We start from the raw sequence: 13,675 nt of genomic DNA on the forward strand, positions 1-13,675 counted from the left end.
GCACCTTCAGCGTCGCCCAGCGCGCCGCGCGCACCGGCAAGAACCCGCAGACCGGTAAGGCCATCGACATCCCGGCCTCCGCTGCTCCCAAGTTCAAACCGGGCAACACCCTGAAGGCACTGGTTAACGAGTAACAAGACCCTCAGCGGGTCTTGATGCAGATGCGGGGTTGTAGCTCAGTCGGTTAGAGTGCCAGCCTGTCACGCTGGAAGTCGCGGGTTCGAGCCCCGTCAACCCCGCCATTCATAAGGGCGAATAGCTCAGCTGGGAGAGCGCCAGCCTTACAAGCTGGATGTCGGGGGTTCGATCCCCTCTTCGCCCACCATTATGAATTGCCTGCCGGCATCTGCAAAAAAAACTGCATAGGGAGTAGCTGTCCGCACCGGGCGGCTGCTTGAGAGTCGGGGGGTTGTAGCTCAGTCGGTTAGAGTGCCAGCCTGTCACGCTGGAAGTCGCGGGTTCGAGCCCCGTCAACCCCGCCATCCTAAAAAAGAAGGGCCGCTTTTCGCGGCCTTTTTTTTTATCCTGCAGGGCTCGCGTACCCCTCGCCGCCACTTTCCTCCGTTGACTTAACCGTGTGGTATCGTTTATCCTCTCTAGGATATCTGACGGCTGCCTGGCGCCCTGTTCAGGCCGGACCGAGAGCTACCTGAAACTAAAGCGAGTCACCTTGAACCCCTGCAAAGCAATCGTCGTCATTCCGACTTACAACGAAAGGGACAACCTCCAGCGGCTGGCCAAGGAGGTCCTCTCCCAGGACCCCTCCATCCACCTGCTGGTGGTGGACGACAACTCCCCCGATGGCACCGGTGAGGTCGCCGAGCGGCTGGCGGCGGAGACCGGGCGGGTCAGCGTGCTGCACCGGGCCGGCAAGCTGGGACTGGGGTCCGCCTACCGGGAAGGGTTCGCCCGCGCCCTGGAGATGGGGGCGGAGCTGATCGTGCAGATGGACGCCGACTTCTCCCACGACCCGAGCATCCTGCCGGTCTTCTTCGAGAAGATCAAGGAGTGCGACGTGGTGGTCGGCTCGCGCTATCTGAACGGCATCAGCGTGGTAAACTGGCCTCTGCGCCGGCTCATGCTGAGCTACTTCGCCTCGGTCTACACCAGGGTAATCACCGGACTCACCATCAAGGACTGCACCAGCGGCTTCAAGTGTTTCCGCGCCCAGACGCTCAAGGCCATCGACCTCTCGCGGGTCCGCTCGGACGGCTACTCCTTCCAGATCGAGATGAACTACCGCGCGGTGGAGCGCGGCTTTAAGGTGGCCGAGGTGCCGATCATCTTCATCGACCGGCACGCCGGGACCTCCAAGATGTCCAAGAAGATCGTGCGCGAGGCGGTGCTCATGGTTTGGAAGCTCAAGGTGGGCTCCCTGTTCAGGGCGCTTTCGGGAGGGAGACGCTGATGTCGAACCTGTGGAGCATGCTGACCCTGGCCGGACTGTGGGGGTTCGTTGGGTGCACGGCAGGCTTCATCCTGAAGGCCTTCCCGGCCCGTGACTGCTTCGAGCGGCGCAACGGGCTTCTCTGGGGCGCCCTCCTGCTGCTCTTTTTTCTGCTCTGGATGGTCGGCATGGCCAACGCGTGACAGCGTGAACCGGAGAGGGGACCACCGGCGAAAACCCGTCCTTTCGGCCGGTCCCGTCGCACAGGTCCTCCCCGTGAAACCCTCCTCTCGCGCCTCCTCCCGGCCCTGCCCGCGGGGCCCCGCCGGTTGTTTTATATGTTTTAATTCTTTAACATTTATGGTACTCATAATGCCTTATGCCGATCTTTACCTGTAAGATAGGTACCTCCGACGGCAAGATCATCGCCAGGGAGTACGATGCCGTCAGCGCCGACCTCCTCAGGCAGACCCTGGAGGACCAGGGACTCACCGTATTCGAACTCCGGAAGAAGCCCCTGCAGTTCCTGCTGGAGAAGGGGGGGCGCCGGCGCAGGATCAGCGCCAAGGACCTGCTCCTTTTCAACCAGGAACTCCTGGTGCTCCTGAAGGCGGGGCTTCCCATCCTGCAGGCGCTGGATACCATCCTGGAATCGGAGGGGGGCAAGCTCAACGAGGTGCTCAGCATGGTGCGCGAGGACGTCAAGGGTGGCATGCCGCTCTCGGTCGCCTTCGAGCGGCACCCCCGGGTCTTCCCGCACCTCTACATCGCCTCCATTCAGGCAGGCGAGCGGACCGGCGACCTGCCGCAGACCATCCGCCGCTACATCGCCTTTTTGAAAAGGACCGAGGGGTTCCGGGGGAAGATCATCGCCGCCATGTTCTACCCGGCCATCCTGATCACGGTCGCCGCGGCTGCCATCTCCCTGCTGCTGGTTTACGTGGTGCCGACCTTCAGCCAGATCTACGCGGAATCAGGCTCGGCCCTGCCGGTGCCGACCCAGATGCTGATCAACTTCACCGGTTTCCTGAGGCACTACCTGCTGGTTTTCATCGGCATCGGCTTCCTGGCGGCGGGCGCCTTCCGGCGCTGGAAGGAGACCGAGTCGGGGCGCTTCGCGGTGGACCGGATGAAGGTGAAGGCCCCCTTCATCGGGCCGATCGCCACCCGCTATGCGGTGGCCGGCTTCACCCGCACCCTCTCCACCGTGCTGGGGAGCGGCATCCCCATCGTGGAGGCGCTCAGGATGTCGGTGGGGACCCTCAACAACCGGGTCCTGGAGCGCGGGCTCTTGAGCGCCGTGATCCGGGTGGAGGAGGGGAGCAAGCTCTCCGTCGCCCTGGAGAGCATCAAGCTGATGCCCCCCCTGGCCCTGCGCATGCTGTCGGTGGGTGAGACCACCGGGAGCATGGAGGAGATGCTCTCCGACATCTCGGACTACTTCGAGGACGAGATCGAGAGGAACCTGCAGGTGCTGACCACCGCCATCGAGCCCGCCATCATGATCGTGATGGGGGTGGTGATCGGCACCATCATCGTCACCATGTATCTGCCGATCTTCAAGATAGCCGGCACGGTAGGTTAACCATATGCTGAAACCGTTTCGCAGAAAAAAACTGGGCGACATCCTGCTGGAGATGGAGGAGCTTACCCCCGACCAGCTGGCCTACGCGCTGGACCGGCAGCAGGCCACCGGCGAGCGGCTGGGGGCCATCTGTCTCTCCGACCGGCTGGTCTCCGAGACCGCGCTGGCCCGCGCGCTGGCCGAGCAGTTCGCCATGGAGTACGTGGACCTCAGGGGGGTCCGGCCGGAGGAGAACATCTTCAACCAGATCCCCCCCGACCTGCTGTTCCGCTTCCACTTCATCCCCTTGGAGCTCCGCGGCGACCTCTTGGTGGTGGCCATCGCCGACCCGACCGCCGTGGTGCAGCTCGACGAGATGTCGCTGCTCTTGGAGCGGCCGCTGCTGTTCAAGGTGGCCGAGGAGTCGGAGATCGCCGCCTACCTGAAGAAGGGGGAGGGGACCAGCCGGGTCTTGAAGGAGGTCTCCGAGGACTTCATGATTCAGCTGGTGACCGAGACCGATAAGGGGGAGGAGGTCCTTGCGGTCGAGAACGTCACCGCCGACACCAGCCCGATCATCAAGCTGGTCAACTCCACCATCCTGGACGCCCTCACCAGGCGCACCTCCGATATCCACATCGAGACCACCCAGGAAGGGGTGATCATCAAGTACCGCATCGACGGCGTGCTCTACCGGGCCACCGACCCGATCGACATCCATTTCCAGGGGCCGCTCATCTCCAGGCTGAAGGTCATGAGCGAGCTGGACATCTCCGAGCGGCGCATCCCGCAGGACGGCCGCTTTAAGGTGAGGATCGCCGGCAAATCCATCGACTTCCGCGTCTCCATCATGCCGAGCGCCTTCGGCGAGGACGCAGTCATCCGTATCCTCGACAAGGAGTCAATCGCCTCCGATATCAGGGGACTCACCCTGGAGACGCTGGGGATGGCCCCCCACGAGATCAAACGGTTCAGGAAGATGATCAGGGAGCCCTACGGGATGGTGCTGGTCACCGGCCCTACCGGCAGCGGCAAGACCACCACGCTCTACGGCGCGCTCACCGAGATCCACACCGGGCTGGAGAAGATCATCACCATCGAGGACCCGGTCGAGTACGTGCTCTCCGGCATCACCCAGATCCCGGTCAACGAGAAGAAGGGGCTTACCTTCGCCCGCGGCCTCCGCTCGATCCTGCGCCACGACCCGGACAAGATCATGGTCGGCGAGATCCGCGACTCCGAGACCGCGCAGATCGCCGTGCAGTCGGCGCTTACCGGCCACCTGGTCTTCACCACCGTGCACGCCAACAACGTCTTCGACGTGATCGGCCGCTTCACCCACATGGGGATCGACCCCTACAACTTCGTGGCCTGCCTGAACTGCGTGATGGCCCAGCGCCTGGTCAGGAAGATCTGCCCCGCCTGCAAGCGACCGGTGGCCATCTCGGAGACCGAACTCAGGGAGTCGGCCATCGACCCGGAGCGGGCGCGCGGGGTGACCTTGTACGAGGCGGTCGGCTGCGACGAGTGCAACGGCACCGGCTACCGGGGCAGAAGCGCCATCGTGGAGCTTCTGGATTTAAACGACGAGGTGAGGGAGCTGATCATCACCAAGGCGCCGGTCGCCGCGCTCAAGAAGGCGGCCAAGGAAGCCGGCACCTCCTTCCTGAGGGAGTCGGCGGTGTCCAAGGTGCTGGCCGGCGAAACGACGCTCAAGGAGATCAACCGTGTCACCTTTGTGGAGTAGCTTGTCATGCTGATGTCCAGGAGGGCACTCGGGCTGGAGATCTCCAGCGAAGGGGTAGCGTTCGCGCTCGCCTCGCGGGGGAAGGGGCTTGCCGTGGAGGGTGGGGTTTTCGTCCCGCTTCCGGCCGGCACGCTGTCGCTTTCCCGCCGCGAGCCCAACGTGCTGCAGAGCCAGCAGTTCGTCACCGCCCTCAGGGAGGCGCACCTGCGCCTTTTGACCAAGGAGCACAGGGTGTCGGTCTCGCTCCCCGACGCCTGCGGACGGGTGGTGCTGCTCGACCTGGAGGCCCGCTTCCGGAACCGGGAAGAGGGGCTGGACATCATCCGCTGGAAGCTCAAGAAAAGCCTTCCCTTCGACATCGGCACCGTACACCTCGATTACCAGACCCTGGAGGAGATGGAGAACGGCGCCGTCTCGCTGCTGGTTTCCCTGATCTCGCGGCCGGTGGTGGCGCAGTACGAGGAGCTCCTGTCGTCCGCCGGGCTGCAGCCGCAGCTGATCGACTTCACCTCCTTCAACCTCTACCGTCTCTTCGAGCCGCGCCTGGAGATGTCCGACAACGGCGCCCTGATCACCTTCTACCGGGGATCGCTCACCGTGCTGATCTTCTACGGTGGGGTGCTTTCCTTCTACCGCACCAAGGAGACCGCGGGGGAGGCTTCCAACCTCTACCGCGAGGTCAACAGCTCGCTTTTGGTCTACCGCGACCGCTTCCCCGGCCAGCTGGTGGAGGAGGTCTTCTGCATGGCCCCCCCCGCCGACGCCGAGGGGTTCAGGGGGGTGGTGGCCGAGGCGACCGGCCTGGAGCCGGTGCTGCTCGACCCCGAGCGCCTGGTGAACCTGCAGGCCGGTCCCGTCGACCGCGCCGCCCTGCAGGGGCTGCCCGCTGCGCTGGGCGCCGCCCTGAGGAGCCTGTGAGATGAAGTTCACCATCAACCTGGCCACCCGCCGCTACCTGAACCTGCGCCGCATCGACACGCTGCTGGCGCTCTCCCTGCTGGCGCTGGCTCTGCTGCTGCTGGTCAGGGTGCGCGAGACGGCAGCAACCAGGCGGATCTCGCCCGCCTGAAGACGCAGATCGCCACCCTGCATGGACCTCACGGGCCGGCGGTGAGCGAGGGGCAGCTCAAGGTGCAGGCCGCCCGGGTGGCCTTCGCCAACTCGGTGATCGAGCGCAAGACCATGAACTGGCTGGGACTGTTGGACCGGCTGGAAGAGGTGGTACCGGAGGGGGTAGCCATCACGGCCCTGCACCCCGACGCCAAGGACCGGCAGCAGGTCTCCATCACCGGCGCCGCCCGTTCCTTCAACAACCTGCGCCAGCTTCTGGAGCAGATGGAGCGCTCCAGGAGCTTCTCGGACGTCTACCTTTTGAACGAGGCCGAGGCCAAGATGGGCAAGACGCAGCAGGGGATCACCTTCTCCGTCCGCTGCAAGGTACTCTACTGATGAACTACGAGACGCTGCGCGAAATAGTGGCCGCCCGGCCGAAGTCTTTCCTGCTGCTCGGCTTTCTCGTCGTGTTGAACCTGGCGCTCTATAGCTACCTTTCCGGCTGGCAGCGCCCGGAACTTCAGCAGGTGCAGGACGAGTGGTTCGCCAAGCGCCAGTTGCAGGCGTCCGGGCAGAGCCCGACGGTGGGTAAGAGCTACGCCGACACCCAGCGGGACCTGGCGCTGTTCCAGAAACGGCTGATCCCCAAGCCGGAGTTCGCCGCCTTCCTGAGCAAGCTGTTCGGGACCGCCAAGAGCGACCAGCTCTCCCTGAAGGGGATCTCCTACATACCCTCCGTCATCAAGGAGCAGCCGGGCGTGGCCTCCTACCAGCTCGCCTTCTCGGTCTCCGGGAGCTACGCCTCCATCAAGCGGTTCATAGCCGACCTGTCGCGCTACCCGGAGGCGGTCACCCTCGACTCGGTGAGCCTTGGCAACAGCAGTCAAACCAGCGAGATGGTGGACCTCCAGGTGCATGTCACCGTCTATCTCAAGATGGAGGGGACATGAACCGCCAGAAGGCCGCGCTGGCCGTCTTAGTGATCTTGCTGATCTGCTCCGTCATCTACGCCGTCATACGCTCGCCTCGGCAGCGGGAGGCGACCCCGCAGGAACTCCAGCGGGCGCGGGCCGCCGCGTCGAGGCCGCGAACAGTCCCCCCTGCTGCCCGTCGGCCGGGAACCGCCGCACCTGCCGCCCCCACGCCGGGAACCGCCGCACCTGCCGCATCCCAGCAAGGGGGCGTGGAGCTCGCACTTTTGGACCGCGAGCCGCCGCGCTACGTGGCGCCTAGCCGTGACATCTTCAGCCCGATCTTCAGGGAGGAGGTCAAGCTTCCCCCCTTCAAGCCGCTGCCTCCGCTGCCGCCCCCCAGGCCGTTGGGGCAGGCGAATGTTCCTCCGCCACCCCCGGCGCCGGCTCCGCCTCCGCCCACCCCGGAGCAGCTCGCCGAGGCCGAGATGAGGAATCTGGCCTTCCTCGGCTATTTGAAGAAAAACGGCAACAAGACGGTGTTCCTCTCTTACAAGGACCAGATACTGCTGGCCAAAAAGGGAGCCACCCTTGCCAATAAATTTGTGGTGAAGGACATCACCGATGAGGCCATCACCTTGAAGCCGGTCATCGGAGGGAACGAGCTCGTGATACCGCTGGCGGACAACAGGCCGCTGCCACGCCAGGCTGGTAGGAGCCGTTAAGGAGCAACTGCATGCTACGTAAAAGATCTTTCCGCATACTGATGCTGGCAACGCTGGCTCTCTCCGGCTGTACCGCCGGGCGTACCACCTTCGACAAGGGGGTTGCGCTCGAGCGTGACGGTAATCTGGACGCTGCCCTGGTCAAGTACGCCCAGGCGGCGACCGCCTACCCTGAGGTTTCGGAGTACCGTGCCAAGCTCCTTTCCGCCGCGGATGCCGCCGCCAACCAGCACTTCAAGAAAGGGGAGGCGTTCTTCGCCCAGAAGAACTACGACGCGGCTCTTTCCGAGTACCAGACCGCCTACGCCATCAACCCGACCAAGGCGCAGGCCAAGCAGCAGGCGGACCTGGTGCTGAAGCTCAGAAACGCTCAGACCTACCTCCAGGAGGGGCTCGACTTCGAGAAGAAGAACAAGCCGCGCGAGGCGATGCTCTCCCTTCGGCACGCGCTGGAGTTCCAGCCTGACAACAAGGAAGCCAAGGCGGCGGTGGAGCGGCTGACGGTCAGCAAGCACCAGAAGCTGGACGGCTACGAGCTGAACCTCAAGTCCACCAAGCCGATCACCCTCAAGTTCAAGGACGCCAAGCTCAAGGACATCTTCGCCATCCTCACCCAGCTCTCCGGGATCAACTTCGTCTTCGACGAGGCGGTCAAGGACACCAGTGTCACCCTCTACCTCGAGAACGCCACCTTCCAGCAGGCCATGGCCATCATCACCGGCATGCACAAGCTGGACAGGAAGGTCCTGAACGAGAGCACCATCATCATCTACCCGAAGACCCCCGACAAGACCAAGCAGTACGAGGAACTCTTCGTGCAGACCTTCTACCTCAACAAGCTGGAGGCCAAGAAGGCGGTCAACCTGATCAGGACCATGCTGCAGGTGAAGAAGATCTACGTGAACGACGAGCTGAACGCCCTGGTGATCCGCGACACTCCGGAGGTGATCGAGGTGGCGCGCAAGATCCTGGAGGCTAACGACGTGCCCGACCCCGAGGTGCTCCTCGAGGTGGAGGTGTTCGAGCTCTCCAAGAACGATGCGGAGACCTTCGGCCTGGCGCTCTCCAAGTACGGCATCACCGCGGTGGCCACCCCCCCGGGGAGCAGCTCCTTCTTCGCCGACTCGCTCAGCTCGGTGACCACCAACAGCACGACTTCCACCACCACCAACGCCACCACCAACAACCTGTTGAACTTCTTCTTCTACAAGGGATACAATGGCTACTTGACCGTCCCCAACGCGACCTTCAACTTCGGCAAGACCCTCTCCAACGGCGAGACCCTCGCCAATCCCAAGATCCGGGTGAAGAACAGGGAAAAAGCGAAGTTCAACGTGGGGACCAGGGTGCCGATCACCACCACCTCGTCCCCCTCCGGCGGCGGGGTGAGCGTCAACGTCCAGTACGTGGACGTCGGGGTCAAGGTGAACGCGGAGCCGGTCATCCAGATCAACAACGAGGTCTCCATCAAGCTCGGCCTGGAGGTCAGCTCCATTCTGCAGAAGGACACCATCGGCACCGACCAGGCCACCACGGTGGTCACCATCGGTACCAGGAACCTGGACACGGTGCTTTCCCTGAAGGACGGCGAGACCAGCATCATCGGCGGCCTGATAACCAAACAGAAGACCGAGAGCAAGCAGAAGATCTGGCTGTTGGGGGACATCCCGCTGCTCGGCTCGCTGTTCACCAACAACAACAACTCCAACAACAAGTCGGAGCTGATGCTGGCCATCACCCCCAGGATCGTGCGCGGGGTGACCATGCCCGAGGGGGACGTCGCCGCCTTCTGGTCCGGCAAGGAAGACGAGCCCTCGGTCAACAAGCCGTACTCCGCCTTCAACGATGATTCCGAGACCGCCACCGACCAGGGACCGGCGGGGAGTCCCGGTGCCCGTGCCCGCGGGGCGGCTGCAGCGGCCGCCGCGGCCGTAAAACCACCCGCACCTGCTGTCGCACCGGCTCCGGCTGGGGCAGCTCCGGTTCCGGCAGGCGCAGCTCCGGCTCCAGTTGACATGGTTCCACCTCCGACCCCCCTTCCGGCTCCGGGTCCCGCGGCGGGTCCGGCTGCAGCTCCTGCTCCCGTTGTTGCTGCACCAGTGGTCGCCGCCCCGGTTGCCGCACCCGTCGCTGGTGTCGCCGCACCGGTTGCCAAAGCCGACTCCGGTGTTCCGGCTCCGCCGGTACCTGCTCCGCCGGCTCCCGCGCCCGCAGCCGCTCCGGCTCCGGTTGCTGCTCCGACTCCTGCTGGGGCTCCGGCTCCTGCTGGCGCTCCTGCTCCGGCTGACACTCCGGCTCCGGCGGGCAATCCGGCTCCGGCGGGCAATCCGGCTCCCGCTGGTGCGGCAGTTCCGGCTGGTGCAGCGGCTCCCGCTGGTGCAGCGGCTCCGGCCAGCGCCACTCCGGCTGCCAAGACTGCGACCTCCAGGGTAGCGCTTTCGCTGTCACTGCCCAGCAGCGTTCCGGTCAACAAGGAGTTCACGGTGCAGGTCAATGCCGCGGGTGGGAAGGACCTCTACAACGCCATTTTCGGAGTCAGCTACGATCCGCAGGCGCTGGTGGTCTCATCTCAGGCGCAAGGCCCGTTGCTGCAGAAGGATGGGGTGCCGGCGAGCTTCCAGGCCTTCGACGATCATAAGAAGGGACTGGTCTGGATCTCCGAGTCCAGGCAGGATGGTACCGGCATTACCGGCGACGGTTCCCTCGCCACCATCACCTTCAAGCCCATCACTAAGGGGTCGACCGCGCTGGGGCTGACCAACACGACCTTTACCACCAAGGACGGCTCTCAGATACCGGTGACCGCCTTCCGTTCGGTAGTGGAGGTAAAGTAGCCTCAAGGGCTTCTGAACATGTCGAGACTGTTAAACAATAACCGCGGCCTCACCCTGATCGAGCTGATCGTCACCATGGTGATCCTGGGGATCCTGGGGGCCATGGTCCTTCCCTCCATCCAGCTGGCCAACAAACGGTCGAAGGAGATCGAGCTTAAGCGTGATCTGCGGGAGATCAGGGGCGCCCTGGACGATTACAAGAAGACCTACGACAAGGCGGTGCAGGACGGGAAGCTGCAGGTCGTGGTCGACGAGTCGGGGTACCCTGCGACGCTGCAGACCCTGGTGGATGGGTTTGACTTCGGCGGGCTGTACCCAACCAAGAAGAAGTTCCTGCGCAGGATCCCCATGGACCCGTTCCACAAGGTGGCCGGCGACGAGGTGCGCTGGAAGCTGCGTGCCTACAACGACGATATCGATTCCAACTCGTGGGGGGGGAAAGACGTCTTCGACGTCTCCTCCCTGAGCGAGGAAACCGCCATCGACGGAACCAAATACAAGGACTGGTGAGATGTTAAAGAGGTTCCAGAGACTTCTGAAAACCGAACGGGGCTTCACGCTGATCGAGCTCATGATCGTGCTCACCATCATCGGCATCCTCGCCTCCATCGCGGCGCCCAACTACCAGTGGGGGATCATCCGGGCCCGCGAGTCGGTGCTGCGCGAGGATCTCTACATGATGCGCTCCGCCATAGACCAGTACTGGGCCGACCAGGGCAAGTGGCCCGAAACCCTGCAGGCGCTGGTGGACGACAAGAACAAGTATCTCAAGGAAGTCCCCAAGGACCCCTTCACCAAGACCGCCGACACCTGGAAGACCGATCCGGCGCCGCCCCCCGCCGAGGGACAGCCTGCCTCCGGCATCGCCGATGTGCACAGCGGCTCCACCCTGGTAGGCTCCGACGGCAAGCCGTACGCGGAATGGTAAGGCGGATTCCCGCCGGGCAGCAAGCAAAGAGGCACAGATGATTCAACTGCACAACGTATCGATGTCCTACCAGGGTGAAACCACGGCGCTTACCGACGTCAACCTCAAGATCCCCAAAGGGGATTTTGTTTTTTTGACCGGACAGTCGGGGGCGGGCAAGTCCACCCTGTTGAAACTCCTCTACGCCGATCTCGCTCCCTCCCGGGGGCAGGTGCTGATCGACGGCGTCAACCTCTCCAGGCTGACCCGCTCGCAGATCCCCCTGTTGCGCCGCTCGATCGGGGTGGTCTTCCAGGATTACAAGCTGCTCCCCAACCGCACCGTGCTGGAGAACGTCGCCATCACCCTGGAAGTGCTCGGCTGGGGCAAGCGCGACATCGGCAAGAAGGTCTACCACATCCTCAAACAGCTGGGGATGGAGGACAAGATCAACGCCACTCCCCTGAAGCTCTCGGGCGGACAGCAGCAGCGGGTGGCGCTGGCCCGTGCGCTGGTGAACGATCCCAAGATCCTGATCGCGGACGAGCCGACCGGCAACCTGGACGACGAGAACAAGGAGCAGATCCTCGCCATCTTCAAGGAGGCCAACATCCGGGGCACCACGGTGGTGGTCGCCACCCACGACAAGCGGGTGATCGCCCACTCCCACCGTCGGGTGATCCGGCTGGAGAAGGGAAGGGTACTGGAGGATCAAGATGTCCAAAAATAAGCAGGCAGTACGCCCAAAGCTCGCCCAGGAGGGGTTCTTCGGACGGCTGCGCTACTTTTCCGAACGTGCCCTGGCAAACCTCAGGCAAAACCCGTTCGTTTCGGTGGTGACGGTGGGGACCATCGCGCTGGCCCTTTTGATCGCCTCGCTGTTCCTGCTGGTCTACGTGAACCTGCAGGGGATGGCGGAAGGATGGAGCGACAAGGTGCAGGTCACCGCCTACTTCGACAAGGAGCCGGCCCCCTTGGCGGTGGCGGCCCTCAAGGCGAGGGTGAAGTCGATCCCCGGCACCACCAAGGTGACCTTCGTCACCCAGCAGGAAGCCGAGCAGCGGCTGAGGAGCCGCCTGAAGGGTCAGGAGTCGCTATTGGAGGGAATCACCCCGGAGGTGCTCCCCGCTTCGCTGGAGATCGGCCTCGACCGGGACCACCGCGACAGTGCCCAGGTCACCGCCTACGTCTCCGCCCTGAAAAAGGTGGAGGGGATCGGGGAGGTGCAGTACGGCGAGGAGTGGGTGAGGCGCTTTTCAACCTTCATGAACCTGTTCAGGCTGATGGGCCTTCTGTTGGGAAGCTTCCTCGGCATCACCGTGCTCTTCATCGTCTCCAATACCATCAAGCTCACCATCTACGCGAGGAAGGACGAGCTGGAGCTCTTGGGGCTGGTGGGGGCCACCCGGCTCTTCATCAAGGCCCCCTTCCTGATCGAGGGGGTGCTGCAGGGTGCCCTGGGTGCCATCCTGTCCCAGCTGGCGCTTTTGATCTGCTACTTCGCCTTCCTGAAGAACGCCGGCAGCTTCCTCGGCGTGAATCCGGCCGCGGCCGGGCTCAGCTTCCTGCCCGCCACCCATCTGGCCGGCCTGCTTTTGGGCGGGGTGCTGCTCGGTTTCATCGGCAGCCTCACCTCGCTGCGCCGCTTCGTGAACGTCTAGCATGAGAGTTACCCGCATCATAGCCTGCCTCACCATGCTGCTCCTCCTGCCGACCCTCTCCCTGGCCGGGGTCAAGGAGGACCTGCAGGGGGTGAAGAAGCAGATCAAGGAAAAGAACGCCCTCCTCACCAAGACCAAGAAGGTGGAGACCCAGGTCTCCGGCGAGCTGCAGCAAATCCAGAAGTCGCTCTCCGAGAAACAGGCGAGCCTCAACTCGCTCGGGCGCGAGCTCGCCTCGGTGGGGCAGAGCGTCGACAAGACTATGCAGGATATCGAGCGTGAGCGCCAGGAGGCCGAAAAGAAGCGCCAGCAGATTAACCGCAGGGTGGCGGCGCTGTACAAGGCCGGCGACACCGGCAACCTGAGGGTCTTCTTCTCCTCCGAGTCGCTTCCCCAGATGTCCGAGAACCTGCGCTACATGCGGGGGGTGCTGGAGAACGACAAGAAGCTGTTCGCCCAGTACAACCAGAACATGGACCGGCTGAAGGACCTCAAGGGGCGCCTGGAGCAGGAGGCGGCCCGCAAGGAAGGGATCCGGCGCTCCATGGAGGCGAAGAAGCTGGAGATCGAGCAGGAGAAGAGCCGCAAGGCCAACTACCTTGCCAAGGTGCGCCAGGACAAGCAGAGCTACCAGGCCTCCATCAAGGAGCTGCAGGCCAACGCCAGCCGCCTGCAGGCGATGTTCGCCAAGCTGGAGGCGCGTAACCGCAAGGCGGCGCTGGAGGCCAGAAAGGCCCTTGAAGCCCGCAACAGAAAGGCGTATAGTTCAAAGCCTGGTGGCAAGGGAAGCGCACAGGCTTCCCTGCCCCCCTCGCCTCAGGTGCCCGACTACGGTCTGGGGAGCCAGAAGGGCAGGCTCTCCCTGCCGGTCAAGGGAACCATCGTT

16 protein-coding genes and 3 tRNA genes are annotated in these 13,675 nt (G+C 63.7%); all 19 read left to right on the forward strand.

What is annotated here, in order from left to right; genetic code table 11:
• On the forward strand, window positions 1-134 hold a 134-nt coding region (locus VJ604_RS03400; protein ID WP_324079991.1), incomplete at its 5' end, for an HU family DNA-binding protein.
• Between the two features lie 31 nt (window positions 135-165).
• Window positions 166-242 (forward strand) — tRNA-Asp (locus VJ604_RS03405).
• Window positions 243-249: 7 nt separating this feature from the next.
• Window positions 250-325, forward strand: a tRNA-Val gene (locus tag VJ604_RS03410).
• Between the two features lie 80 nt (window positions 326-405).
• Window positions 406-482: transfer RNA gene (locus VJ604_RS03415), tRNA-Asp, on the forward strand.
• A gap of 188 nt (window positions 483-670) precedes the next feature.
• The gene (locus VJ604_RS03420) at window positions 671-1,408 is read left to right on the forward strand and encodes a polyprenol monophosphomannose synthase (protein WP_324079976.1); all 738 of its coding nucleotides are present in this window, start codon (window positions 671-673) and stop codon (window positions 1,406-1,408) included.
• Window positions 1,408-1,590, forward strand: coding sequence for a hypothetical protein (locus VJ604_RS03425; protein ID WP_324079977.1), 183 nt, complete (start codon window positions 1,408-1,410; stop codon window positions 1,588-1,590). The genes VJ604_RS03420 and VJ604_RS03425 overlap by 1 nt, the downstream gene beginning before the upstream one ends.
• A gap of 176 nt (window positions 1,591-1,766) precedes the next feature.
• Window positions 1,767-2,972 carry a type II secretion system F family protein gene (locus tag VJ604_RS03430; protein ID WP_324079978.1) on the forward strand — a complete coding sequence of 402 codons (1,206 nt, stop codon included), beginning with the start codon at window positions 1,767-1,769 and terminating at the stop codon, window positions 2,970-2,972.
• A 4-nt stretch (window positions 2,973-2,976) separates the two neighbouring features.
• A complete protein-coding gene (locus tag VJ604_RS03435; RefSeq protein WP_324079979.1) occupies window positions 2,977-4,698 on the forward strand; it encodes a GspE/PulE family protein in 1,722 nt (573 codons plus the stop codon).
• A gap of 6 nt (window positions 4,699-4,704) precedes the next feature.
• The gene (gene pilM, locus VJ604_RS03440) at window positions 4,705-5,616 is read left to right on the forward strand and encodes a type IV pilus biogenesis protein PilM (RefSeq protein ID WP_324079980.1); all 912 of its coding nucleotides are present in this window, start codon (window positions 4,705-4,707) and stop codon (window positions 5,614-5,616) included.
• A 1-nt stretch (window position 5,617) separates the two neighbouring features.
• Window positions 5,618-5,767 (forward strand): hypothetical protein, encoded by a 150-nt coding sequence (locus VJ604_RS03445; protein ID WP_324079981.1) that lies wholly within the window; start codon window positions 5,618-5,620, stop codon window positions 5,765-5,767.
• 41 nt (window positions 5,768-5,808) lie between these two features.
• A complete protein-coding gene (locus tag VJ604_RS03450) occupies window positions 5,809-6,147 on the forward strand; it encodes a PilN domain-containing protein (RefSeq protein ID WP_324079982.1) in 339 nt (112 codons plus the stop codon).
• Window positions 6,147-6,701, forward strand: a complete 555-nt coding sequence (gene pilO, locus VJ604_RS03455) for a type 4a pilus biogenesis protein PilO (RefSeq protein WP_324079983.1) — start codon at window positions 6,147-6,149, stop codon at window positions 6,699-6,701. The genes VJ604_RS03450 and pilO overlap by 1 nt, the downstream gene beginning before the upstream one ends.
• Entirely contained in the window at window positions 6,698-7,387 is a 690-nt protein-coding gene (locus tag VJ604_RS03460; RefSeq protein WP_324079984.1) for a type II secretion system protein PulP, read from the forward strand. Before pilO ends, VJ604_RS03460 begins: the two co-directional genes overlap by 4 nt.
• Before the next feature lie 11 nt (window positions 7,388-7,398).
• Window positions 7,399-10,221 carry a secretin GspD/PilQ domain-containing protein gene (locus VJ604_RS03465; RefSeq protein WP_324079985.1) on the forward strand — a complete coding sequence of 941 codons (2,823 nt, stop codon included), beginning with the start codon at window positions 7,399-7,401 and terminating at the stop codon, window positions 10,219-10,221.
• Window positions 10,222-10,239: 18 nt separating this feature from the next.
• The gene (locus VJ604_RS03470; RefSeq protein WP_324079986.1) at window positions 10,240-10,731 is read left to right on the forward strand and encodes a type II secretion system protein; all 492 of its coding nucleotides are present in this window, start codon (window positions 10,240-10,242) and stop codon (window positions 10,729-10,731) included.
• A 1-nt stretch (window position 10,732) separates the two neighbouring features.
• Complete coding sequence (locus VJ604_RS03475; RefSeq protein ID WP_324079987.1) at window positions 10,733-11,149, forward strand: type II secretion system protein; 417 nt, start codon at window positions 10,733-10,735, stop codon at window positions 11,147-11,149.
• 37 nt (window positions 11,150-11,186) lie between these two features.
• Window positions 11,187-11,858, forward strand: a complete 672-nt coding sequence (ftsE, locus tag VJ604_RS03480) for a cell division ATP-binding protein FtsE (RefSeq protein WP_324079988.1) — start codon at window positions 11,187-11,189, stop codon at window positions 11,856-11,858.
• A complete protein-coding gene (gene ftsX / locus VJ604_RS03485; protein WP_324079989.1) occupies window positions 11,845-12,789 on the forward strand; it encodes a permease-like cell division protein FtsX in 945 nt (314 codons plus the stop codon). Before ftsE ends, ftsX begins: the two co-directional genes overlap by 14 nt.
• Window position 12,790: 1 nt before the next feature.
• On the forward strand, window positions 12,791-13,675 hold an 885-nt coding region (locus VJ604_RS03490), incomplete at its 3' end, for a murein hydrolase activator EnvC family protein (protein ID WP_324079990.1).

The sequence above is a fragment of the Geomonas sp. genome, assembly GCF_035254065.1.
Taxonomy (GTDB): Bacteria; Desulfobacterota; Desulfuromonadia; order Geobacterales; family Geobacteraceae; genus Geomonas.